The sequence below is a fragment of the Rhodococcus sp. PD04 genome (assembly GCF_035918275.1).
In the GTDB taxonomy this organism is placed as follows: Bacteria; Actinomycetota; Actinomycetes; order Mycobacteriales; family Mycobacteriaceae; genus Rhodococcus; species Rhodococcus rhodochrous.
On sequence record NZ_CP142144.1, the window covers coordinates 397,515 to 419,322 of the forward strand.

The 21,808-nt window shown below is 65.0% G+C and carries 15 protein-coding genes and 1 riboswitch; of the genes, 8 read left to right on the forward strand and 7 right to left on the reverse strand.

From position 1 onward, the window contains the following. Positions 1 to 2,325: 2,325 nt before the first annotated feature. Genes U9J23_RS26105 through U9J23_RS26120 form a run of 4 tightly spaced genes read left to right on the forward strand, consistent with a single transcriptional unit; the run spans position 2,326 to position 6,614 of the window. Positions 2,326 to 3,036 (forward strand): ParA family protein, encoded by a 711-nt coding sequence (locus U9J23_RS26105; RefSeq protein ID WP_026061884.1) that lies wholly within the window; start codon positions 2,326 to 2,328, stop codon positions 3,034 to 3,036. Continuing rightward, entirely contained in the window at positions 3,036 to 3,947 is a 912-nt protein-coding gene (locus U9J23_RS26110; RefSeq protein WP_272269518.1) for a ParB/RepB/Spo0J family partition protein, read from the forward strand. Before U9J23_RS26105 ends, U9J23_RS26110 begins: the two co-directional genes overlap by 1 nt. 57 nt (positions 3,948 to 4,004) lie before the next feature. Next, the gene (locus U9J23_RS26115; protein ID WP_326603238.1) at positions 4,005 to 5,819 is read left to right on the forward strand and encodes a hypothetical protein; all 1,815 of its coding nucleotides are present in this window, start codon (positions 4,005 to 4,007) and stop codon (positions 5,817 to 5,819) included. Further along, on the forward strand, positions 5,820 to 6,614 hold the full coding sequence (locus U9J23_RS26120) for a hypothetical protein (protein WP_085470921.1): 795 nt from the start codon (positions 5,820 to 5,822) through the stop codon (positions 6,612 to 6,614). Positions 6,615 to 6,999: 385 nt separating this feature from the next. Here the strand turns inward: U9J23_RS26120 and U9J23_RS26125 are convergent, their stop codons facing one another. Together U9J23_RS26125 and U9J23_RS26130 are read right to left on the reverse strand one after the other, a co-directional pair. Next, positions 7,000 to 7,878, reverse strand: coding sequence for a helix-turn-helix transcriptional regulator (locus U9J23_RS26125; protein WP_263510503.1), 879 nt, complete (start codon positions 7,876 to 7,878; stop codon positions 7,000 to 7,002). Between the two features lie 34 nt (positions 7,879 to 7,912). Further along, a complete protein-coding gene (locus tag U9J23_RS26130; RefSeq protein WP_272269511.1) occupies positions 7,913 to 8,683 on the reverse strand; it encodes an SDR family oxidoreductase in 771 nt (256 codons plus the stop codon). A 160-nt stretch (positions 8,684 to 8,843) separates the two neighbouring features. Between U9J23_RS26130 and U9J23_RS26135 the strand changes: the two genes are divergently transcribed. Continuing rightward, complete coding sequence (locus U9J23_RS26135; protein WP_192379039.1) at positions 8,844 to 10,115, forward strand: benzoate/H(+) symporter BenE family transporter; 1,272 nt, start codon at positions 8,844 to 8,846, stop codon at positions 10,113 to 10,115. Between the two features lie 384 nt (positions 10,116 to 10,499). On the opposite strand, the gene U9J23_RS26140 is transcribed toward U9J23_RS26135, so the two are convergent. Together U9J23_RS26140 and U9J23_RS26145 are read right to left on the reverse strand one after the other, a co-directional pair. Then, entirely contained in the window at positions 10,500 to 10,811 is a 312-nt protein-coding gene (locus tag U9J23_RS26140) for a WhiB family transcriptional regulator (RefSeq protein ID WP_263510502.1), read from the reverse strand. A gap of 17 nt (positions 10,812 to 10,828) precedes the next feature. Continuing rightward, on the reverse strand, positions 10,829 to 12,256 hold the full coding sequence (locus U9J23_RS26145) for a short-chain fatty acyl-CoA regulator family protein (RefSeq protein ID WP_272269505.1): 1,428 nt from the start codon (positions 12,254 to 12,256) through the stop codon (positions 10,829 to 10,831). 148 nt (positions 12,257 to 12,404) lie between these two features. Between U9J23_RS26145 and prpD the strand changes: the two genes are divergently transcribed. Genes prpD through U9J23_RS26160 form a run of 3 tightly spaced genes read left to right on the forward strand, consistent with a single transcriptional unit; the run spans position 12,405 to position 15,974 of the window. Beyond that, positions 12,405 to 13,907: a 2-methylcitrate dehydratase PrpD gene (prpD, locus tag U9J23_RS26150; RefSeq protein ID WP_272269502.1), complete on the forward strand. Its 1,503-nt coding sequence runs from the start codon at positions 12,405 to 12,407 to the stop codon at positions 13,905 to 13,907. Position 13,908: 1 nt separating this feature from the next. Beyond that, positions 13,909 to 14,823 carry a methylisocitrate lyase gene (prpB, locus tag U9J23_RS26155; protein ID WP_272269499.1) on the forward strand — a complete coding sequence of 305 codons (915 nt, stop codon included), beginning with the start codon at positions 13,909 to 13,911 and terminating at the stop codon, positions 14,821 to 14,823. After that, positions 14,823 to 15,974 carry a bifunctional 2-methylcitrate synthase/citrate synthase gene (locus U9J23_RS26160; RefSeq protein WP_272269496.1) on the forward strand — a complete coding sequence of 384 codons (1,152 nt, stop codon included), beginning with the start codon at positions 14,823 to 14,825 and terminating at the stop codon, positions 15,972 to 15,974. Before prpB ends, U9J23_RS26160 begins: the two co-directional genes overlap by 1 nt. Positions 15,975 to 16,085: 111 nt before the next feature. On the opposite strand, the gene U9J23_RS26165 is transcribed toward U9J23_RS26160, so the two are convergent. The 3 genes from U9J23_RS26165 to U9J23_RS26175 form a co-directional block, all read right to left on the reverse strand. Then, positions 16,086 to 17,300, reverse strand: coding sequence for a cobalamin-independent methionine synthase II family protein (locus U9J23_RS26165; RefSeq protein WP_272269494.1), 1,215 nt, complete (start codon positions 17,298 to 17,300; stop codon positions 16,086 to 16,088). 29 nt (positions 17,301 to 17,329) lie between these two features. Beyond that, positions 17,330 to 19,612 carry a 5-methyltetrahydropteroyltriglutamate--homocysteine S-methyltransferase gene (gene metE / locus U9J23_RS26170; RefSeq protein WP_272269492.1) on the reverse strand — a complete coding sequence of 761 codons (2,283 nt, stop codon included), beginning with the start codon at positions 19,610 to 19,612 and terminating at the stop codon, positions 17,330 to 17,332. Between the two features lie 163 nt (positions 19,613 to 19,775). Continuing rightward, positions 19,776 to 19,960: riboswitch (cobalamin riboswitch) on the reverse strand. A 228-nt stretch (positions 19,961 to 20,188) separates the two neighbouring features. Next, positions 20,189 to 21,694, reverse strand: coding sequence for a PepSY-associated TM helix domain-containing protein (locus tag U9J23_RS26175; RefSeq protein WP_272269489.1), 1,506 nt, complete (start codon positions 21,692 to 21,694; stop codon positions 20,189 to 20,191). Positions 21,695 to 21,808: the final 114 nt, after the last annotated feature.

The following is a 21,808-nucleotide window of genomic DNA, read 5'->3' on the forward strand; positions in this document are numbered from 1 at the left end:
GATTACAGCATCCCTGAGGTTTATCGCGGTAAACACAAACTCGAAGGACAAAATTGTGTCGCTCTCGCCGTCCGACAGCCGGCGCAACCTCAACTCCCTTTCGGCGGTTTACCGCGGTAAACACAGGTCGTGAACGGGCCGTCGCGCAGCTCGTTGACAACCTGCGACAACCGCATGCGATCTTTGCTGCCTTCGGCCCGCCGAACTCCGTGCCTCGACTCTCCCTTCGCGACATAGGTTCCTGGTTTACCGCGGTAAACCAGGAACCTATGTCTTAATTGGGGCTCCTACGAACTGCGGCCGGTTTACCGCGGTAAACCACGAAATCTGTACCGGCTGACCCGGTGGCGACGCGCGACCTTCCTTAGCGATGGTATGGCCTGGTTTACCGCGGTAAACCAGCGAGTCAAGAAGGTAACGCGGTCGAGTCGTACGCACCGCGGAGGGCGAAACATATTGATGGCTCCACCGCATCCTGCAGTCGGTAAGAAGCAGAGGACCTTCCATCGATCAGGCAGATCTGCAGCGAGGAGGTTCGCGTCTTGGTGATCGACGGTGGTGGGTACATAAGAACTCCATTCGGCGGTTTACCGCGGTAAACCGCCGAATGGTTAAAGCCGCAGTTGCGCGCACCCCAGCAATGAAGCAGCGGCCAGGTAGTCCAGCGCCTATACGGTTTACCGCGGTAAACCGCGGTTGGTTCGGCGGTCTGCTATTGAGCCTCTGTTGGCATGAACAACGAGAACCGTTCTGTCAGGCAATGGGTTGGAACGTGAGCAGAAGGCGACGTAGGGGTGATCAGCTGGGTGTCGTGGTTTACCGCGGTAAACCACGACAACGAATACGAGGGGCTACCCAGAAGAGATGCGCGAAGCAGATCGAGGCAAGGCGGGAGCCTCCAGTGCTGCTGATAGGGACGCCGTCGCATCAGGTTTCCTACAGCTTGTTCCGTTCAGATGGCGGGAGGCAAGAGATTGGTTTACCGCGGTAAACCAGCGCGGATCATAGCCACTCACGTCCGCGACGAACCTCGGCGTCACACATCGGCAGAGGAACGAGCAGGATAGAGCGAGTGGGGAAGCGACCATCCGCGCACGAGAAGAAGAGACGCGGTTTACCGCGGCAAACCTTCCTCGGCATTCGTCTCTCAAATGATGGAATCAGTAGAGGTAGGCAGCTCCGACTTGAAGGGGTGAGCTACGAAAGATAGCGATGGCGCGTTTACCGCGGTAAACACGCTCTCCCGCAAGCCCCTCGCTATCGACAGACCTGTGCTGATTCAGCGATCCGCACCAGCACCCCGAGGATGGGCATTTGCTAGGAGTCCAGACGGGGGAGAGGGGGACCAGTGCATACTCCGAGCGTTGCACCCCATGGGGTTGGTGTCGATGACCCCACCTGCCTGCAACGGTTGGAGAGACCGAGAAGCGCCGCACGTGCGAGATCGCTCAAGCACTGGCTGAGTCAACCCCTGTGCGGCCGCGCTGTATGGGAACGTCCGGTCTGACGTCTACGAGAGGTGAGTCATGGGGGAGCGGGGCCATTCCGGATTGCATTCGTGGAAGGGAGACGCGTCCTTCCCAAAATCTGCGGTAGTTTACCGCGGTAAACCACCGCTCCAGAACATGGCATGGAGGAAGTCAAAGACGAGTGCGACAAAGGGCTCCAGCGCAGGGAGATCCGGAATTACGGTCAAACTCTGACGGTTTCGTGCAGGGCATCAGTACGCCGGCTCAGAAAGAATCGTGAGCCCTTGGTAAGCACGGCGGAGGCAACCCAATCGTCACAGTGACGAAATTGCCGCAAGGTAGGGACACCCTCAAAACGGCAGGCATCCGCACCGCGTTCACCTCGTGCACGTCCCCTTCATGGCGACGTCGGCGACACGCCGAAGCGATCAGAGTTTTTTCGTTCCAGAAGCCAGGCGGATTCGGGTCGGGGGAGTGCCCTTGTGTACCCGTCGACCTCGACCCGGCCGCGTTTCCATCCACGCGTCGACAGTCTCAGGGAGCCAACCGAACCGGGGCCCGATCGACGCATCAGCTTGCGGCAGAACACCTTTCCGTAGATAGCCTTTGGCGGTGTTGTAGGTGATGCCGACACGGTCGGCAACCTCGTGCAAAGTCAGGTAGCGAAGCACATCTGCGATGATACGGCGAAAGCTTGTTCCGTAGACCCGTAAGGGTCTATTGTACGAGTTGCGCGCCTCATAGAACTGCATCGAAACCGTTACAGTGGTACAGGCGCAATCGTCATCTCCGCCAAGAGATGACGACGCGAGTCCGAAGTAGCCCCACCGTGGGGTGAAGCATACGGAGGTAACCTATGGCTGTTCATGTCATGCTCAACCAAAAAGGTGGCGTCGGAAAATCCACCCTCACCATGAACCTCGCCGCCGTCAAAGCGGATGTTCTCACCGCAGGCGACGATGACGATGTCCAGTCCCCGGTCGCAGCAATCTCGGTCGACCCCCAGGGTTCCGCAGTCTGGTGGGCTTCGCGCGTCGAAGAACTGCCGTTTCTGATCGACCAGGTTCACGACAACCTCGACGTGCTCCGCAATCTCGACAAGCTTCCCGGCATCAAGCACGTCTACGTCGACACTCCCGGCTGGATCGACCTGTCCGGCGCCGACGACGGCACCGATGTCCTCGGGACCGGCAGCTCCGCCGACGCCTTGCGGGCGGTGCTCGAGGTCGCCGATCTGGTCATCGTCCCGATCGAACCCGAACCGCTGTGCTTCGATCCCACGGCGCGCACCATCAAGCAGGTCATCGAACCACTCGGTAAGAAATTCATTGTCGTGGTGAACAATTGGGATCCCCGCGACGGCAAGGTCGATCTCGAACAGACCCGCGAGTTCGTCCAGGCCAACGGATGGCCCCTCGCACGAACAGTGGTGCGCCATTACAAGGTTCACACCCGCGCCGCCGCCGAAGGCCGGGTTGTCACCGAATACGAAGCCAACCGCGTCTCTCTGCAGGCACGGGAGGACTTCTACAAGCTCAGCCTCGAGCTCGCGGACGGTGGTCGCTGATGCCGCCCAAGGGCGGGCGCGCGAACTTTGCCTCTCTTGTCGGAGCAGTAGGCGATAACTCTCCGGTCGACCGCAAGCGCACCCCCACACCCACAAAGACGAAAACCACGATCGAGCCGCTCGAAGGTCAACTGCTCGCCGATGTTCCGGTCGATCAGCTCATCGCCAACCCGCGCAACCCGCGCGACGAACTCGGAGACCTGTCGGATCTGGCGACCATCGCCGACCGGCAGCTGCAACCCGGAACCGTTGTCAGCCGCACCGCCTGGCTGAAACTGTGGCCCGAAGACGAAGACGACATCGGCGCAGCGCAGTACATCGTCGTCAACGGCAACCGCCGGCTCGCCGCCGCCCAGAAGTACGGACGTCCCGGCCTCGACGTGGTGCTGCGCGACAGCATCGCCGTCGACAAGGGCGAAATCCTGTGGGCGGCAACGAGTGAGAACATCGACCGCCGTGACTTCGACGTCCTCGAAGAAGCCAAGGCAGTCGAGTTGATGGTCTCGGAGTTCGGTAGCGCGGACGCCGCAGCGAAGAAGCTCGGCCGCTCCAAAGGCTGGGTGTCCCAGCGTCGCGCCCTGCTCAAACTCGCCCCTGAGCTGCAAGCAGCCTTGCGCGCAGGTGATCTCGCTGTCCGGCAAGCCCGCTCGCTGGCCCGGGTTCCGCTCGAGGAGCAGGTCGCGGCATGGGAAGCAGCTCAGAATCCCGAGCCGGAACCCGCAGAGGAAGAGACTGCCGAGCCCGACGCGCCGCAGCCGAAAGAGCCTGCCAGCAAGCTCGAACCGGTGGACAAGGTTGCCCAGGCACTCAAACGACTCGGCGCGGACCCGGACGTGCTCGCCGCGGCAGTGCGTAAGCACTTCACCGACGACGAGCGCCGCAAACTCATCGATGCACTCGAGCTCCGGTAGGCACGACTCGGAGACGGGACCGGTGGCAGATCGTAGAAGGGCTGCAGTGGTGAGCCGATGAGCGGAATCGACGACCAGATCGCCCTTTTCGATCTCGACCCTGAACCCGAAGAGCCGTCAGCCGAACCGTCTGCATCCGAAGAGCCGGCGTCCGACACACCCGATACGCCACCGGAAGACCTGTCGCCAACCGACGCTGACACCGCCCCGTCCGACACAGTTGATGCTGCCGGAACCGATCAGGAAGAGGACCTCCCGGTCGAGCCTCGGCCATGGGAGTCCCTACCTGTCACCGAGGACGCGGACGGTCACGCGATCATAGTCACCGCCGAGGCGACCTACACACCCTCGGGTGCCCGTCTGACCGGACCGGTCGACTCGATCGAGAAGCTGGACAAGCTGCTGCACTGGGCAGCGCTGACCCCACACGGACTCACCGCACAGGTGTGGTTCGTTGGGATCGACTCCTGCTCCCAGCTCGGTTGGAGCATCGACCCCGGCAGCGAAGACGACGTCGACGACCTCGAACAGCTTCGTCAACGAGCGGCGACCGAACTGACCCAGACCATCACGGCAACCTTGCCACCTCTGATCGCTGCAGGCTGGGAACTGCGCGGCGACCCTGGCTACGTCATCCACCTGATCCGCAAGGTCGGCAAGGCCACCCAGATGGTCGACCTCGTCCTCGAGCCCTACGTGTGGACGTATTGGAACAAGGACTTCGGTTGGGGAAACCGTGTCGGAGACATGGGCATCCTCGGCAATCCCGCCGCCGGCACCTACCTCCCTGACGACGACCTTCCCGCCGCCCGCGAACTCGGCCGCCGCCTGGCCTGGTCCATCAAACACCTCGACACCCTGCCCGGCCCGACCCCTGCCCGCACCGGCGCTGCGGTCCTGGACAAGATCCGCCGCGAACGCCTCCGCACAGGCAAAGGCATCGTCGTGACCGCCGGCGGACCGATTCCCCCGATCGACGGCGCCCCACGCGGGGACTTCGAGCCGGCCGCCGGTTGGTCCCGCATCCCCGATGCCGACGATCTCGAGGGCGCCACCGCCCTGGTCACCATCGACCAGCGCGCCGCGTATCTGGCCTCGGCGGGCATGCTGTCGTTCGGCTACGGCCGGGTCCGCAACCTGCTCGGTGTCGATGCCGCGGCCGCCGCGACCAGCGACAAGCCACCCTTCGGGATCTGGCGCGTGACCCTCCCTGCCGCTGGGCAGTACGCGCTGCCGGAGAAACTACCGCTGCCGCACCCGGCGATGCTCGACGAGCAACCCGTACAGACCTGGATCACCACCATCAGCCTCGACGGATTGTGCGCTCCCATCGCCGACGGGGGAATGGGCCTCGACGTCGATGACCTCGACATCACCGAAGCCTGGGTCTACGAAGAACAAGGCCGCGCCCTCGACAAGTGGGCCAAAGTGCTGCGCGAGGCGCGCGCCGTCGCAGCAGAGAGCGGTGACGCGGCGATGAAGCGCTTCCTCGGAGCCTGTTACAAGGGCTACGTCGGCCGGATGGTCAACCCCGACATGTGGACCGCTACCCGCATGCAACACCACCATCAGCCGCTGTGGCGAGCGGCGATCATGGCGCACTGCCGCTGGCGTGGCCGCCGCGTCGCGATGCGCATCGCCCGCGAGACCGGACGCTGGCCGATCCGCACCATGACCGATTCCTGGGTGTACCTGGTGGGGGAGGGGCAGACCCTCGCCGACGACAGCGATGCGTTGGGCAAGATGGTCCTCGAGAAGCATGTCGAGCTCACCGACGAAATGCTGTTGGCGTTCGCGGAGGCCGAGACCACCCATGAGGTGCGTTTGGCGATTGCCGCTGCCCACGGCGCCGATCACGATGAGGAGCAGTAGATGGCATTGCATCTACCGAAACCTCGATCGAAAGCCGTGCCGCAGAAAACTGTCGGCCTCGACGGCATGAAGGTTACTGTCGCGGCTGCGGCGGCTGCAGGTGTCGCCAAGGCGCAAGAAACCAGCCGGGGCCTGGCCGGGTTGACCTCGCGAGTCTCGGTCAAACAGATCCGCACCGAGATCGGCAACGACGGGCTCAGACAGGCCGCCATCGACGCCGGCCGTACCCCACCATCGGACCGCACGCTGCGCCGTTGGGCGCAGCAAGGACGCATTCCTCATGGCGAGGTCGCCGAGCTGGCTCAGCGTCGCGCCGCCGTTGCACGCCTCGGGGGAGTGAACGAGGTAGCGAGGAAGATCGGCCGCAGCCCCTCCTCGGTGCGCAAATACATCTCCGGTAAGACCAATGAGCTCCGCAACGACGCGCGGTCGAAGCTCAAGGACGTCAAGGCCAAGGACGTCATGGACAAGGCCGGTGTTCTCAACCCCGACGGCACCCCGAAGATCGCCACCATCCGCGTTACCGGCCGCGTGCACGTACGCAACGGCGACGAGGCAGGTTACGACTACCGGACCCGCACACTGGACTTCGGCAACTCCGATATTCCCTTCAGCGCCGCAGAATCCCAAGCGTTGGCGGCAGCACTGGCCAATGACGACCAAGCACGAGTCGTCGCCATCCTCGAACGCCACGCCACCATCGACTACCCCGAGAACAAGGGATTCGACGTCTACAACGACCAGTTCGGCTTCCACTTCGACGCCATCGACAAGATCGACGTCACCTGGCACTGACACCGACTCACGCCGATGACGGGTGAACGCAGGCGTAGCACCTGAAACCGGATGTTCACCGGACTCCACCCAGCCACCCGGGAACCTATCTCGAGCACCCCGACCCGCAGTCCCGACCCAGGCGTCACCATCGACGGAGCCGGCACCGTGTCGGCCACCGCGACGAGCATGCACGTCCCGCCGCACCAGCACTCGAGTCCACCGGAACTGCTCGACGTCGCCGAATTACTCGACCGCTTCCGGCCCCGGCGGCCGAACAACAAGCCACAGGTCCGTGCACACATGCGGCCGACTACCGCCGCGTCCGCCCGACTCGTCCTTCAGTCATCACAAGGGGGCGTAGCGCTCGCATCGCGCCCTCCCCATGCTTCGGTCGAACGATCCGTCAGTGCCCGGACGCCGATTCCGCTGGCGCGGAGCGGATCCGATCAGCGAGCACCCGAAGTTTGGACTCCGATTCCGACCCGGGATCGGTGCTGTAGACGAACAAGGTCTGATCCGCTTCCCCGGTCACTTCGAGTGCCTCGTAGAACACGTCGATACGACCGACCAAGGGATGGTCCAGCCGCTTGATGCCATCGCGCCGCTCCACCACCCGATGATCGGCCCACCACCGGCGGAACTGTTCACTGCGCACAGACAGATCACCCACGAGTTGCGCGAGCAGTGGGTCGTCAGGGTGACGGCCGGCATCGAGACGCAGCGTCCCGACCATCGACGACACGACCTTCTCCCAATCGACGTAACGCTGCCGCGCTTCCTCGTCGAGAAGCGCCCACCGAAGCAAGTTGCGATCACGCGCCGGTTTCGCGGGAAAATCCGTGAGCAGGAGCGCGGCCAATTTGTTCATCGCCAGCACATCCGTACGCCGCCCACGGATGAACGCCGGATGCTCGGTGAAGGTATCGAGCAGCCGGTGCAGCGACGGCCGCACCCGCTGCACCGAGGCCGTCGGGAGCCGCCGCTGTGGTGCCGCAATAGCACGAGCGAGGTCGAGCAGATGCCTAGTGGCCAAATCGTCCAATTGCAGTGCTTCGGCCAGGGCGTACAACACCGTCTCGGAGGGACGTTTGTGCCGACCCTGCTCGAGGCGGGTGTAGTAGTCACAGCTGACTCCGGCCAGGGCCGCGACCTCTTCTCGCCGCAACCCCGGGACACGTCGACGCGTCCCACTCTCAGGCGGCGCCACCAGAGCACGTCTGACCTTGAGAAATTCACCGAGTTCGAGACCAGCATTCAATCGCGCGACCCTTCCGTTCACCACACCCCCATGATGCGCGCACCGAACGGCCCCGACCTCATGTGGTGCGGTGCAACTTGTGGATCGCGGCCTGCGCAAGCGGCTTGACCACGAGCCGGTCGATGTTCACATGGTGCGGCCGCTCAAGCGTCCACGCGATGCACTCGGCGACATCGTCACCGGTCAGCGGATCAGGCACCCCCGCATAGACCGCGTCCGCGGCGGCCTGGTCACCACCGAGCCGACGCAGCGAGAACTCCTCGGTATGCACAAGGCCAGGTGAGATCTCGACGACCCGGATCGGCTCCCCGTTCAACTCCAACCGCAAGGTCTCGGCGACCACCCGCTCGGCGCTCTTGGCTGCACAGTAACCACCGCCACCGGCATAGGCAGTCTCGGCGGCCAGGGAGGACACGACGACGATGGTGCCGCGACCGGACTCCCGCAGCGCCGGGATCAACGCCTTGGTCAGGCGCACCGTACCGAGCACGTTCACCTCGTACATCCATGCCCACTTGTTCAGATCGGCAGTATCGATCGACTCCGTGCCCCGCGCCCCGCCGGCATTGTTGACCAGGGCATGAACCGGACCGGCAGCGGCCACGATCCGCGCCACATCGTGATCGGAGGTGATGTCCGCGGCCAGCACATCGCACCCGATCTCCGCGGCCAGAGCGTCGAGGCGGTCCTGGCGCCGGGCCACCGCCAGCACGGACCAGCCGCAGCGGACCAGATGCCGTGCGGTGTCCGCACCGATACCGCTACTCGCACCGGTGACCACAGCGCGTCGGCGATCGGACGAGGGAACGAGGTTCGTGGAATGCGTCATGCGTCCATCTGAGCAACATGTCGGCTCAAGAAGAGTCGTCAACGGTGCCCAGTTGATCCTGGGTATGCCATACCCAGGATCAACTGGGCACCGCCCGCGGCTCGCACACGGGTGAAACGCTGGTGAACTGGATGGACCCATCCGCAGATCCGGAGCGAGCATGTCTGTCACCACCGATCCGTCACCGACCACCATCCGTGCGCGCAACTTCCTATTCGAGCGTCCTGGCATCCGTCCTGCAGGGGTGCGCGATGTCCTACGCGACGTGGGCGCACAGTACGCCGCCAACGGAGTGGTCGGGTTGGTCTTCTCCGCGTCCGGGCCGATTGCCGTGACGTTGGCCGTCGGTGCAGCCGCAGGCCTGACCGACGCCCAGCTCGCTTCGTGGGTGTTCGCAATTTTCCTCTCCGCCGGTCTTGCGACTGTGGTGATGTCGCTGGTGTACCGCCAGCCGCTCGGTTTCGCGTGGTCGATTCCCGGCACCGTGCTGCTGGGACCGTCACTGCAGCATCTGTCCTTTCCCGAAGTGGTCGGCGCGTTCTTCACCGCAGGACTCGTGATCTTGGGATTGGGGATGAGCGGGGTGGTGCGCCGAGCGATGGCCGCGATCCCGATGCCGATCGTGATGGCGATGGTCGCCGCAGTGTTCCTGCGTTTCGGCACCGACATCGTCACCGCCACCCGGGACAACACAATCGTGGCCGTTCCGATGGTGCTCGCCTTCCTCGTCCTATCTGCCGTCCCGTTACTGGGCAGGTTTCTCCCGCCGGTCCTGGGTGCCCTCGGCGTCGGCGTGGTCGCTGTCGTGGCCAGCGGCCAGTTCACGCTCGAGCCCGGTGGCGGGTCGTTCTTCGCCACACCGACATTCACGGTCCCCGAATTCACCTGGGCAGCCCAACTGGAACTGGTAGTGCCGCTAGCGATCACCGTGTTGATCGTTCAGAACGGTCAGGGCATCGCTGTGCTCAACGCGGCAGGCCACCGCCCACCGGTCAACGTCTTTGCTATGAGTTCCGGAATCTTCTCGGTGCTCAACGCGGGGTTCGGCGCAGTATCGGCATGCGTGACGGGCCCGACCAATGCGCTGCTGACGTCCTCGGGTGAAAAGCACCGGCAGTACACCGGTGCCCTCGTTTACGGCGTGCTCTCGCTGGTATGCGCGCTTGTTGCCCCGACCCTGGTTCGACTCATGCTGGCAACCCCGGAGGCGTTCGTCCTGGCGCTGGGCGGCATCGCGATGCTCAAAGCGCTTCAACAGGCCTTCGTGACGGCCTTCGCCACCACCTTCACCTTCGGCTCGCTGGTCACCTTCGTGGTGACGATCGCAGACTTGAACCTGTTCAATATTCACGCCGCGTTCTGGGGCATCCTGATCGGTTACCTCGTTTCGAGGGTGCTCGAACGCGGCCAGTACGCGGACCAGCGGCGTTAGGCGGCCTTCCTCGGCGAATGCAGGGCAGAGCGTTCGTCGTGAAGGGCGTTTCCAATGCAGGGGGTCGGTGTGTCGATCTTGGCTGCATCTCGACAAAGAAGAAGTGTAGGTTCTCGCCGAACTTGTCAGTGGTGCAACGCGTGGACCTGCGACGTTCCCAGTTCGTGTCAGTCCGAGATTCTCAGGATCGTGTCAGAACATCGAGTCCGCTCGGACCGCGGTCTACGGATCGGAACCGAGACTTCCCCAGTCGGGGGTGTCCAGCAGAACCACGTGGCGGCGTTGTTCCACAAGCCCCTACCGGTGAGCAGGCGCTCAGGGCGCCCGGGTCGCGAAATCCTCTCGTCCGATCTGACACTTGCCGAAGACAGTGGAAGGAGCAACTCACTCGATGCCTTCGCGTCCACGTCGTGGAGCGTACGTGAAGGCTTTTCGTTCGTGTTCGGTTGCTCCGCCCCACACGCCATGGTGCTCGCCGGTGGCCAGTGCGTGGTGCAGGCATTCGTGGCGCACCGGGCACGGTCGGCAGATGAGCTTGGCGGTGTGTTCACGTCGTGCGCGTTGCCCACGAGTTTCGTCATCGGGCGCGAAGAACGGAGCAGACCCGAAGAATCTGCATGCGGCAGCGTCCCACCAGTGCTCCGATGTTGTGGTCGTCGACCGCGCGGCGTCGATGCGGTGGTGTAGCAGGGGCATGGTCGAGGTCCGGTTCGTCACTGCGGTGTTTCGGGCGTGTAGGGGACGGTGGTGGCGCGGTTCTCGTCGATGTCCAGGGCCCGGCCGGCTTGCGGGAACGCGCGCTGGGCGCAGTCGGTTCGGTCGCAGACCTTGCAGCCGGCGCCGATCGGAACGGTCGTGGCGACATCGTCGAGGTTCAATCCTCGGGAATAGACGAGCTTGTGGGCGTGGGTCAGATCGCAGCCCAGGCCGATGGCGAAGCTGCGTGGCTGCGACAGATGCCCTCCGGTCGAGTGTTCGTCTGTGGTGCGTGCGATCCAGAGGTACTTTCGACCGTCGGGCATCTGCGCGACCTGGGTGCGGATTTTTCCTGGTGTGGCGAAGGTGTCGTGGACGATCCACAGTGGGCAGCTTCCGCCAACCCGGGAGAAGTGGAATGCTGTGGCGGACTGGCGTTTCGATATGTTTCCGGCCTTGTCCGTGCGAACGAAGAAGAACGGAACTCCGCGTTGTCCGGGACGTTGGAGGGTGGACAGGCGGTGGCAGACGGTTTCGAATCCGACCTCGAATGCGTTCCCGATCAGATCGATGTCGTAGTGCAGGCTTTCGGCCGTGCGCAGGAACTGCGTGTAGGGCAGGAGGAGTGCTCCGGCGAAATAGTTGGCCAGGCCGATTCGGGCGAGCGCTTTCGACTCGGGCGGCAGATCGGAGGCCGCAGTGACGAGCGCGTCGATCGTTTTCTTCTGGGTGAGGAACGCCAACTGGGTGGCCAGGTGGAAGGCGCGCTGGCCGTGGGTGAGTCGACGGGCCAGAGCGAGGGTCCTCGTGGTCGCGTCGTAGCTGCGTTTCGGGCCGGGTGTGCCCGGAGCGTCGGTGCGGATCCGCACGGTGACGGAATGTTCGTCGCGAAGCAGACGCGCGAGTTGCAGGTCGAGACCACCGAGGGACAGCTCCCGAGAGACGAACATCTCCTCGGCGGCATCGTCGAGTTCGGCGATGTGATTGCGGTGGTCGTAGAAGAAATCCCGCACGTCCTCGTAGGGCATGGCGGGTTGCGATTCGGCGGTGGTGCCGTCGTGTGTCGGTGACAGTCGTTCGACCTGTTCGGTGGCGCCACGCAGCCGCCGGTGCATGGCGACCAGAACCTGAGCCGCCGTCGGATGGCGGGTGACCAGCTCGTCGATCTCGGTCGCGCCGGTATCGACGGCGTCGGCATGGTCGGCGAAGACGTCCTGCAGATCGGCGATCAGGCGGGCGTCGCTGTCGACGGCAAAGAAACCCATATCGAGGTCGAAGGTCGAGTTCAGACGCAGCAGGACGGGGACGGTGAGCGGTCGCTGGTCGTTCTCGAGTTGGTTGACGTAGCTGGTGGACAATTGCAGCATCCGCGCCAGGGCTGTCTGGGTCAGTCCCCGTTCCTCACGCAGCCGGCGCAGTCGGGCGCCCGCGTACAGCTTCTGCATGGGCCGAACCTAACAGGAACGGTTTTCGCAACTTACGCAGATTCGGTGGTCGGCTTACACACAAATACTCCTGTGCAAGGTATTTCCACTCCGCTGCGGTGTGCATAGCGTGCGAATCGACAGCTGAGATCCTGTGGAAGGTCGTGTAGTGAAAACCCATCTCGTCCGTACCCATCGCTCTGCCGAAGAGTTCCCGAAGCACGAACACCTCGCCTGGAAGATCGCCGAGGTCGCCACCGATCCGGTCGAGGTCCCTGCCGACACCGCCGAGATGATCGTCAACCGCATCATCGACAACGCGGCGGTCGCGGCGGCGTCGGTGACGCGTCGTCCGGTGGCCAATGCGCGTGCCCAGGCGCTGACCCACCCGTACAGCCCCGGTTCCACGGTCTTCGGTGTCGGTGGCACGTTCTCTCCCGAGTGGGCAGCATGGGCCGACGGCGTCGCGGTGCGTGAACTCGACTTCCACGACACCTTCCTCGCGGCAGAGTACTCGCATCCGGGCGACAACATCCCGCCGATCCTGGCGGTCGCGCAGCACACCGGCCGCAGTGGTGCGGACCTGATCCGCGGCCTGGCCACCGGGTACGAGATCCAGGTCGATCTGGTGCGTGCGATCTGCCTGCACGAGCACAAGATCGACCACGTCGCCCACCTCGGCCCGTCGGCCGCGGCCGGCATCGGCACGCTCCTGAGCCTCGACACCGAGACCATCTACCAGGCGATCGGGCAGGCACTGCATACCACGACCGCGACCCGTCAGTCCCGCAAGGGCGAGATCTCGAGCTGGAAGGCGTACGCGCCGGCCTTCGCAGGGAAGATGGCCGTCGAGGCCGTGGATCGGGCGTTGCGCGGCGAGGGCGCACCGTCACCCATCTGGGAAGGGGAGGACGGGGTCATCGCCTGGCTGCTCGGTGGACTTGATGCGGAGTACCACGTGCCGCTGCCCGCCCCGGGGGAGGCCAAGCGCGCCATCCTCGACACCTACACCAAGGAGCACTCGGCCGAGTACCAGAGCCAGGCACCGATCGATCTGGCCCGGCGCATGCGCGAGCGCATCGGTGATCTGGAGCAGATCGCGTCGATCGTGCTGCACACCAGTCACCACACCCACGTGGTGATCGGCACCGGCTCGAACGATCCGCAGAAGTTCGATCCGCAGGCCAGCCGTGAGACGCTCGACCACTCGGTCATGTACATCTTCGCTGTCGCGCTTCAGGACGGCACCTGGCATCACGAGCGTTCCTACGCCCCCGAGCGGGCGCAGCGGCCGGACACCGTCGAACTATGGCGCAAGATTTCCACCGCGGAGGATCCCGAGTGGACCCGCCGCTACCACTCGACCGATCCCGATGAGAAGGCGTTCGGTGCGCGCGCGGAGATCACCTTGAAGAGCGGCGAGGTGATAGTCGACGAACTGGCCGTTGCCGATGCGCATCCGCTGGGCGCGCGTCCGTTCTCCCGCGAGCAGTACATCGCCAAGTTCCGCACCCTCGCCGAGGGTGTCGTGGACCCGGCCGAGCAGGACCGCTTCCTCGACGTCGCACAGCGTACCCCCGAACTGGCCGCCGGTGAGCTGAACCAGCTGACCTTCACCGTCTCGGACGAGGTTCTCGCCCGCGCTCCGAAGTCGCCGAAGGGACTGTTCTGACATGACGGGTCTCATCGCCGCTGTCACTTCCGCAGCCGACAAACGTCTCGCCCTCCGCACATCGCTGGCTTCCGAGTCGATCACCAGGCTCCCGGGTGCGATCAATCCGCTGACCGCCAAGCTGGTCCAGGAGATCGGCTTCGAAGGGGTCTACGTCTCGGGAGGCGCGTTCTCGGCCGCGCTCGGTCTGCCGGACATCGGCCTGACCACCCTCACCGAGGTCGCCGCACACAGCGCCCAGATCGCGCGCTGCACCGATGTGCCGGTGCTGGTCGATGCGGACACCGGATTCGGTGAGCCGATGTCGGCAGCTCGCACTGTGACCGTCCTCGAAGATGCCGGGGTGGCCGGCCTGCACCTCGAGGACCAGGTCAACCCGAAGCGTTGCGGGCACCTCGACGGCAAGGCCATCGTGCCGACCGACGAGATGGTGCGCAGGGTGCGTGCCGCCGTCTCCGCGCGGCGGGATCCGAACTTCGTGATCTGTGCTCGCACGGACGCCGCCGGCATCGACGGTATCGATGCCGCGATCGAGCGTGCGAAGGCCTACGTGGACGCCGGAGCGGACCTGATCTTCACCGAGGCGCTGCACACTCGTGCCGACTTCGAGAAGTTCCGCGGCGCGGTGGACACTCCGCTGCTGGCGAACATGACCGAGTTCGGCAAGTCCCAACTCATCCCGGCGCAGGCGCTCGAGTCCATCGGGTACAACGCGGTGATCTACCCGGTCACCACTCTGCGGTTGGCGATGGGCGCGATCGAACGTGGACTGCGGGTCATCGCCGAGGAGGGCACTCAGGAAACCCTGCTCGACGAGATGCAGACGCGTTCGAGGCTGTACGAGTTGCTCGAGTACGAGCGCTACAACGAGTTCGATTCCGGAGTCTTCAACTTCACTTTGTCGAGGAGTCAGTGATGACAGCTGCCCACCACGGTTCGCAGACGACCGATTCTGCTGTCCCCACCATCTACAAGGGACTGGCCGGTGTCGTTGTCGACACCACCGCCATCTCCAAGGTGGTGCCCGAGACCAACTCGCTCACCTACCGCGGTTACGCCGTGCAGGACCTCGCAGCACGCTGCAGCTTCGAGCAGGTCGCCCACCTGCTGTGGAACGGGGAACTTCCCGACGATCGACAGCTCGAGCTGTTCTGCCAGCGTGAGCGGGCGAGTCGGCGTGCCGACCGGTCGCTGCTGTCTCTGGTGGCGAAGATGCCCGAGAACTGCCATCCGATGGACGTGGTACGCACCGCGATCAGTTATCTCGGCGCCGAGGATCCCCAGGAATGGGACAACGATCCGAAGTCCAAGCGGGACAAGGCGCTGCGTATGATGGCGTTGTTGCCGACGATCGTGGCGGCCGACCACCGTCGGCGGCGCGGCCTGGATCCGATCCCGCCGCACCACTCGCTCGGATTCGCCGAGAACTTCCTGAACATGTGCTTCGGGGAGATTCCGGATCCGCGGATCGTCAGGGCCTTCGAGGTTTCGCTGATCCTGTACGCGGAGCACAGTTTCAATGCCTCCACGTTCGCTGCGCGCGTGGTGACCTCGACGCTGTCGGATATCTACAGTGCCGTCACCGCCGCGATCGGCACTCTCAAGGGGCCGTTGCACGGTGGCGCCAACGAGGCCGTGATGCACGACATGCTCGAGATCGGTGAACCGGAACGTGCCGAGGAATGGTTGCGGGGCAAGCTCGCCCGCAAAGAGAAGGTGATGGGATTCGGGCACCGGGTGTACAAGAACGGTGACTCCAGGGTGCCGACCATGAAGACGGCGTTCCTCGAGGTTGCCGCCCTCACCGGAGGGGAGAAGTGGGTGCAGATGTACGAAATTCTCGAGAAGACCATGGCGGAGTCCACCGGCATCGAGCCGAATCTGGACTTCCCCACCGGGCCGGCCTACCACCTGATGGGCTTCGACATCGAGGTGTTCACCCCGATCTTCGTCATGAGCCGTATCACCGGGTGGACCGCGCACATCATCGAGCAAGGTGAGTCCAACGCACTCATCCGTCCGCTGAGCGAATACACGGGGGTGCCGCAGCGGTCGATCGTGGCCTGACACTCGCTCGAACGGCCTCCCGGGTAGTTCCGTCACCGTCTCCTGACCCCGGGATGCTCCCGATCGGGCCCGCAGCGTTCAACGCTACGGGCCCAATCGTTTGCGGTCATGTCATGCGATGCGCTTCGTCGCCAACTCCGCGCCTCGGACCAGGGATTCGAGCTTGGCCCACGCGATCTGAGGATGAATGCGTCCGCCGAGTCCGCAGTCGGTGGAGGCGATCACATTCTCGGGACCGACGAGATTCGCGAACCGTTCGATGCGGTCGGCCACGAGTTCGGGATGTTCGACGACGTTCGTCGCGTGACCGATGACGCCGGGCACGATCTGTTTCCCGTCGGGAAGTTTCACGTCCTCCCACACCCGCCACTCGTGTTCGTGACGGACGTTGGCGGCCTCGAACGAGTACGAACCGGCGTCGATGTCCAGCATGGTTTCGACGAGGTACTCGAATTCGAGGTCGGTGGTGTGCGGACCGTGCCAGCTGCCCCAGCACAGATGGAAGCGGATCCGGTCCTGGGGCAGACCCCGCAGGGCGTGGTTCAGCGCTTCCACCCGGATGCGGGTGAAAGCCAGGTAGTCTTCGACCGTCGGCTCGGGGTTGATCTGGTCCCAGTTCTCGGCGATGGACGGGTCATCGATCTGCAGGATCAGACCGGCGTCGATGATTGCCTTGTACTCCTCGCGCATGGCATCCGCGCATGCCCAGATGAACTCTTCCTCGGTGGCATAGTGCTCGTTGCCGATCCGGGAGGCACTGCCGGGAGACAGTGACGTCATGAATCCGTTCTCGACCCCTGCGGCCGCCAGCGCGGTCCTCAGATTCGCGATGTCCGACGCAATGGCGTCGTGTCCGATGTAGGTGACCGGTCCCGTCGCCGTAGGGAAGAGGGGTGCCTCCTTCCCGACCGACACGCCGCTGTCGGGATCGCCGTACGCCTCCGCGAACAGTGTCCAGTCGCGCCGGTCGGGGAAGGTGGTCAGACGAACGTTGCCGGGCGTCGACCGGACCGGGGCACTGCCGAACGGTCCGCCGTCCGTCAACTCGAGGCCGGACAGTCGCTGGAACGAGTACGACCACCAGGCGCCGTAGTCGACCGTCGACGACATGGCCTTGCCGTACTCGCCGTCGCCGGGAGTGGAGATGCCGAGGTCGACCTGGCGCCGAACCAGCGCGGTCACCTCGTCGCCGAGCAACTGTGCGAACTCCTCGGAGGTATCGAGGCGGAAGCCGTCTGCCGCTTCTCGTCGTGCTCGGTTGGCTTCGACGAGGGCCGTGGTGCGCGGGAGACTTCCCGCATGGGTAGTGCGAATATGGGTGGACATTGTCGACGACCTTCTTCGTAGTGCGGTAGTTATCGGTTCAGCTCGGCACGCACGGTGGCGGCAGCGGTGACGAGATTTGCCAGTGAGGCCGTGACCTCCGTCGTACCGCGGGTCTTGAGCCCGCAGTCCGGGTTGACCCACAGTCGCTCGGCGGGCACTGCCTGCAGAGCCTTGCGCAGCAATGCGGTGATCTCGTCCTCGCTCGGCACCCGCGGCGAATGGATGTCGTACACGCCGGGCCCCACGCCGAGTTCGAAGCCCGCGGCGTCGAGATCGCCGAGGACCTCCATGTGCGAGCGGGCCGCTTCGATGGACGTGACATCGGCGTCGAGTTCGGCGATCGCCTCGATCACCTCTCCGAACTCCGAATAGCACAGGTGGGTGTGGATCTGCGTGGAGTCGGCGACACCGGACGTCGCCAACCGGAACGCACCGACCGCCCACTTCAGATACTCGGGCTGTTCCGACGAGCGCAGCGGCAGGAGTTCACGAAGTGCAGGCTCATCGACCTGGATGATGCGCACCCCGGCGGCCTGCAGGTCCACCGTCTCGTCGCGGATCGCGAGGGCGATCTGGTCGGCGGTGTCGGCGAGCGGCTGATCGTCGCGGACGAACGACCACGCGAGGATCGTCACCGGGCCGGTGAGCATGCCCTTGACCGGCTTGTCGGTGAGGGACTGGGCGTAGGTGATCCAGTCGACGGTCATCGGGCCGCGGCGGGCGACGTCGCCGTAGAGGATCGGCGGCCGCACACAGCGCGTGCCGTAGGACTGCACCCAGCCGTTGGCAGTGGCGAAGAATCCGTCGAGCTGCTCGGCGAAGTACTGCACCATGTCGTTGCGCTCGGGTTCGCCGTGCACCAGGACATCGAGTCCCATTTCCTCCTGCAGCGCAACCACTTCGGCGATCTCGTCGCGCATCTGCCGCACGTACTCGCCGTGGTCGATCTCGCCTTTGCGCAGCGCGGCACGGGCCACCCGGATGCGGGTCGTCTGCGGGTACGAGCCGATCGTGGTCGTCGGCAGCAGTGGTAGATCGAGATGGCGACGCTGGATCTCGCGCCGTCGATCGGCGGGGGTGCGGGTGCGATCGGTGGAGATCGAGGCGAGGACACCGCGCACCCGATCGTTGCGTAGACGCGGATCCGACGCTCGTACCTGCGCGGCGGTACGGGCAGCGGCGAGTTCGTCGGTGACGGCGTCGCGCCCCGTACGCAGAGCGGTAGCGAGAGTGACTATCTCCGAGACCTTCTCGTCGCCGAAGGCCAACCACGTGCGCAGCGACTCGTCGAGATCCGGTTCTGCATCGATCGTGTACGGCACGTGCAGTAGTGAGCACGACGACGACACCGCCACGTCGGCTGCGGAACCGAGCAGTGTGGCCAGCGTCGCCAATGCCTGTTCGAGGTCGGTGCGCCAGACGTTGCGGCCGTCGACGACACCGGCGACGATGAGCTTGTCGGCGAGCTCGGGCAGACCTGCGATTCCGGTGGTGGTACCGGCTACCAGGTCGACGGCGAGGCCTTCGACTCCGGTGTGTGCGAGCCGCTCGAGCGCCGGCCCGAGGCTGCCGAAGTACGACGCGACGAGGATCGCCGGCCGCTTCTGTGACTGAGACAGCGCGTTGTACACCCGTCCGATCGCATCGAGGGCAGGTGCGTCGAGATCGCGGACCAACACCGGTTCGTCGAGCTGTACCCAGTCGACCCCGGTGTCGGCGAGCTGCGCCAACAGGTCCCGATAGAGGGAAACGAGCTCGTCGACACGGTCGAGCAACGGTCCTTGCCCGTCGACGGGCTTCGACAGCAGCAGGAACGTCAGTGGACCCAGGACCACGGGGCGAGCGGGCACACCGAGCTCGCGTGCCTGCGCGATCTCACCCAGAATCTTTGTGGCGTCGAGTTCGAAGACGGTGTCGGGTCCGATCTCAGGGACGAGGTAGTGGTAGTTGGTGTCGAACCACTTGGTCATCTCGAGCGGGGCGACCTCGTCGGTGCCGCGAGCGGCGGCGAAGTAACGGTCGAGGTCGTCGGGGTTACCCGCGACCCGGGCAGGCAACGCCCCGAGCATGACTGCTGTGTCGAGGACGTGGTCGTAGAACGAGAACGTTCCGACCGGGATCGAGTCCAGCCCGGCCGTGTGCTGACGTGACCACGTGTCGGCGCGCAGGTGCGCGGCAACCGATTCCAGACCCGCGCGGTCGAGGCGCCCGGCCCAGTAGGCTTCGGTGGCCTTCTTCAATTCGCGGTTCGGTCCGATGCGTGCGGAGCCGAGTACGGTGGCAGTGAACGGGGATGCTGTCGGAGCAGACATCAGGTTTTCTCCGGTGTTCGTCGCTGGGTGGTCTACCGCCCGACGAACGCGCATCCCGATACGAGCCCCGTGTTCTCGACCCGTGGTCGAAGGTGTTGCCGATCGGCGCGCGCCCATTCCACGAGGCGGCATACCGTCGGGCACGGCGTGCCCGACACGATCGGCAGGTCTTCGGACTTGCAGGCACCCATTCCCGACTGCGTCGGGGACGGACCTAGTGGCCGTCGCTTCCCGGACCCTGCTGGTCCAGTGCTCGGTGACGGCGGTCGTTCCTGCATACCGCTGCGGGACAGTCCCGGATTCCCACCGGGTTCCCTCTCACACCCGATACCTGTCGGCATCGGGTGCTTCGGCGCGCACACGAGGTCTTCGGGGCTCCTCACGACGACATGCGGCGAACCGATCGCAGCGCCGACTATACAAGGATCGCCTCTTTCCTCGGCATGCGTGGGCGCGACGACGCTCTACCAAGCCCGGAATGCGTTCCTCTGCCTACGAATTCGAGAGTGTGAGGACTGCCCGGTCGGCCCATACCCGGTGGAAGGGTCCGAGCCGCCGAGCCGGAGACAGCGAGACTCAGCCGGTCGCGGAGGTCGCCTCGGGGGAGTGCTCGGGCGAACGCCGGCGCCGCAGGAGACCGACCGCGACGTCGACGAGCAGGAATGCGAGCAGGCTCAGGCCCAGCAGCGGAGCGAACCACCCGACGGTCACCGCAGCAGCGACCACCGCGACGACGGTGACCGGGTGCAGGCGTCGCCACGTCCCACGCAGCGGTGGGCGCGCCACCCGGCGCGATCCGCGTGTGGGGCGACGCTGCCACCACAGCTGGTAGCCGCGCACGATCAGCGTGCCCAACGCGACCGCGAGAGCGAGCAACACCAGCTGGTTGAACAGCCCGAACAAGATGCCCATGTGCAAGGCGATGCCCCAGGTGGTGAGTTTGGCGGCCAGCGGCCAGTCCGCGAACGTGTTGGTGGCGGTCACCGCCCCGGTGGCCGGGTCGATCGCGACCGCGTCGGTGACGAACTGCCAGGGCTGGCGGGTTTCGGTGACGGTGACGGCGGTGTGACCGTCGGCCGGGATGCTCATCTCGACGTGTTCGGTGACCCGATGCTCGGCAGCGGCGGCAAGGACGCGGTCCAGAGCGCCGACGTTGCGACCGAGTGCGCCCGCATCGGCAACAGCGGCAGTATGGCCGTCGTGGCCGTCGTGTCCACCGGCTGCAGGCGCGGTGTCCGAGACGCCGAGGGTGGTATCGAGCGTCGGGGTGGTCCAGCTCAACGCGGTACGCAACTCGCCCACATTCGCCCCGGCATATGTGGACCAGGTCAACCCGGTGGCCGACAGGAAGATCAAGCCGACCGCGATCCACATGCCGGTGGTGCCGTGCCAGCCGAGGGTGCGGTTGCGGCCCCGGGCTGTGCGGTCGAAGGTCCACAGTCGCGCCGACTGCCGGGTGCGGGTGCGCTGGGTGCGGTAGCGCTGCACCCACAGGTACACCCCGCCCAGAGCGATGACCCACAACCACGAGGCGGCCAGTTCGCTGTAGATCCGGCCGGGCTCACCCAGATGCAGGTGCCGGTGCAGCTGGGAAATCCAGGTGCGTACCGGCAGCGCGCTGCTACTGCCGTAGACCACCGACTCCCCGGTCGACGAGGCGGTCGCGGGATCGATGAACACGGCAGTGCGTTCGGATTCACCGAGGGACGGATCGGTGAACAGCACCCGGGTGGTCTCACCGACCTCGGATGCCGGGCGTACCGCCGAGACGGTCAGGTCCGGGCGTAGTTGCTGTGCGGCGCGAACCTGCTCGGCGAGCGGCAGTGCCGGACCGGTGGAATCGACGTGCAGCAGGTCGCGGTAGAGCACCTGTTCGAGGGTCGGGGCGATCGCGTAGAGGCCCCCGCTGATCGTCGCGATCAGCAAGAACGGAGCCACCAGGATCCCGGCGTAGAAGTGCAGCCGCATGATCAGCGGCCGCATGCTGCGCGGCGGTGAAGAATCCTGCGCCGCAGGCCGGGCGGGCTCGGCGGCAGAATTGTCCGCGGCGATGGTGCCGCGGTCGAGTTCGGGAACGGACATGAGTGTGTCTCGATTCGGCTGTCGTGAGGTGCTCACCGTGTGCGCGTTTCTCGGCGGTGTCCGCGCAGAAGCACGGGCACCGCTGGAGATGCGGTCGGCGAGGTGACCGTCAGG

Bases quoted from the DNA above. Each gene is read 5' to 3' on its own strand.
- U9J23_RS26175 (WP_272269489.1), bottom strand. From the start codon at position 21,694: ATGTCCGTTCCCGAACTCGACCGCGGCACCATCGCCGCGGACAATTCT.
- U9J23_RS26140 (WP_263510502.1), bottom strand. From the start codon at position 10,811: ATGCCCCTGCTACACCACCGCATCGACGCCGCGCGGTCGACGACCACA.
- prpB (WP_272269499.1), top strand. From the start codon at position 13,909: ATGACGGGTCTCATCGCCGCTGTCACTTCCGCAGCCGACAAACGTCTC.
- U9J23_RS26135 (WP_192379039.1), top strand. From the start codon at position 8,844: ATGTCTGTCACCACCGATCCGTCACCGACCACCATCCGTGCGCGCAAC.
- U9J23_RS26110 (WP_272269518.1), top strand. From the start codon at position 3,036: ATGCCGCCCAAGGGCGGGCGCGCGAACTTTGCCTCTCTTGTCGGAGCA.
- U9J23_RS26160 (WP_272269496.1), top strand. From the start codon at position 14,823: ATGACAGCTGCCCACCACGGTTCGCAGACGACCGATTCTGCTGTCCCC.
- U9J23_RS26105 (WP_026061884.1), top strand. From the start codon at position 2,326: ATGGCTGTTCATGTCATGCTCAACCAAAAAGGTGGCGTCGGAAAATCC.
- metE (WP_272269492.1), bottom strand. From the start codon at position 19,612: ATGTCTGCTCCGACAGCATCCCCGTTCACTGCCACCGTACTCGGCTCC.
- U9J23_RS26145 (WP_272269505.1), bottom strand. From the start codon at position 12,256: ATGCAGAAGCTGTACGCGGGCGCCCGACTGCGCCGGCTGCGTGAGGAA.
- U9J23_RS26165 (WP_272269494.1), bottom strand. From the start codon at position 17,300: ATGTCCACCCATATTCGCACTACCCATGCGGGAAGTCTCCCGCGCACC.
- U9J23_RS26115 (WP_326603238.1), top strand. From the start codon at position 4,005: ATGAGCGGAATCGACGACCAGATCGCCCTTTTCGATCTCGACCCTGAA.
- U9J23_RS26120 (WP_085470921.1), top strand. From the start codon at position 5,820: ATGGCATTGCATCTACCGAAACCTCGATCGAAAGCCGTGCCGCAGAAA.
- U9J23_RS26130 (WP_272269511.1), bottom strand. From the start codon at position 8,683: ATGACGCATTCCACGAACCTCGTTCCCTCGTCCGATCGCCGACGCGCT.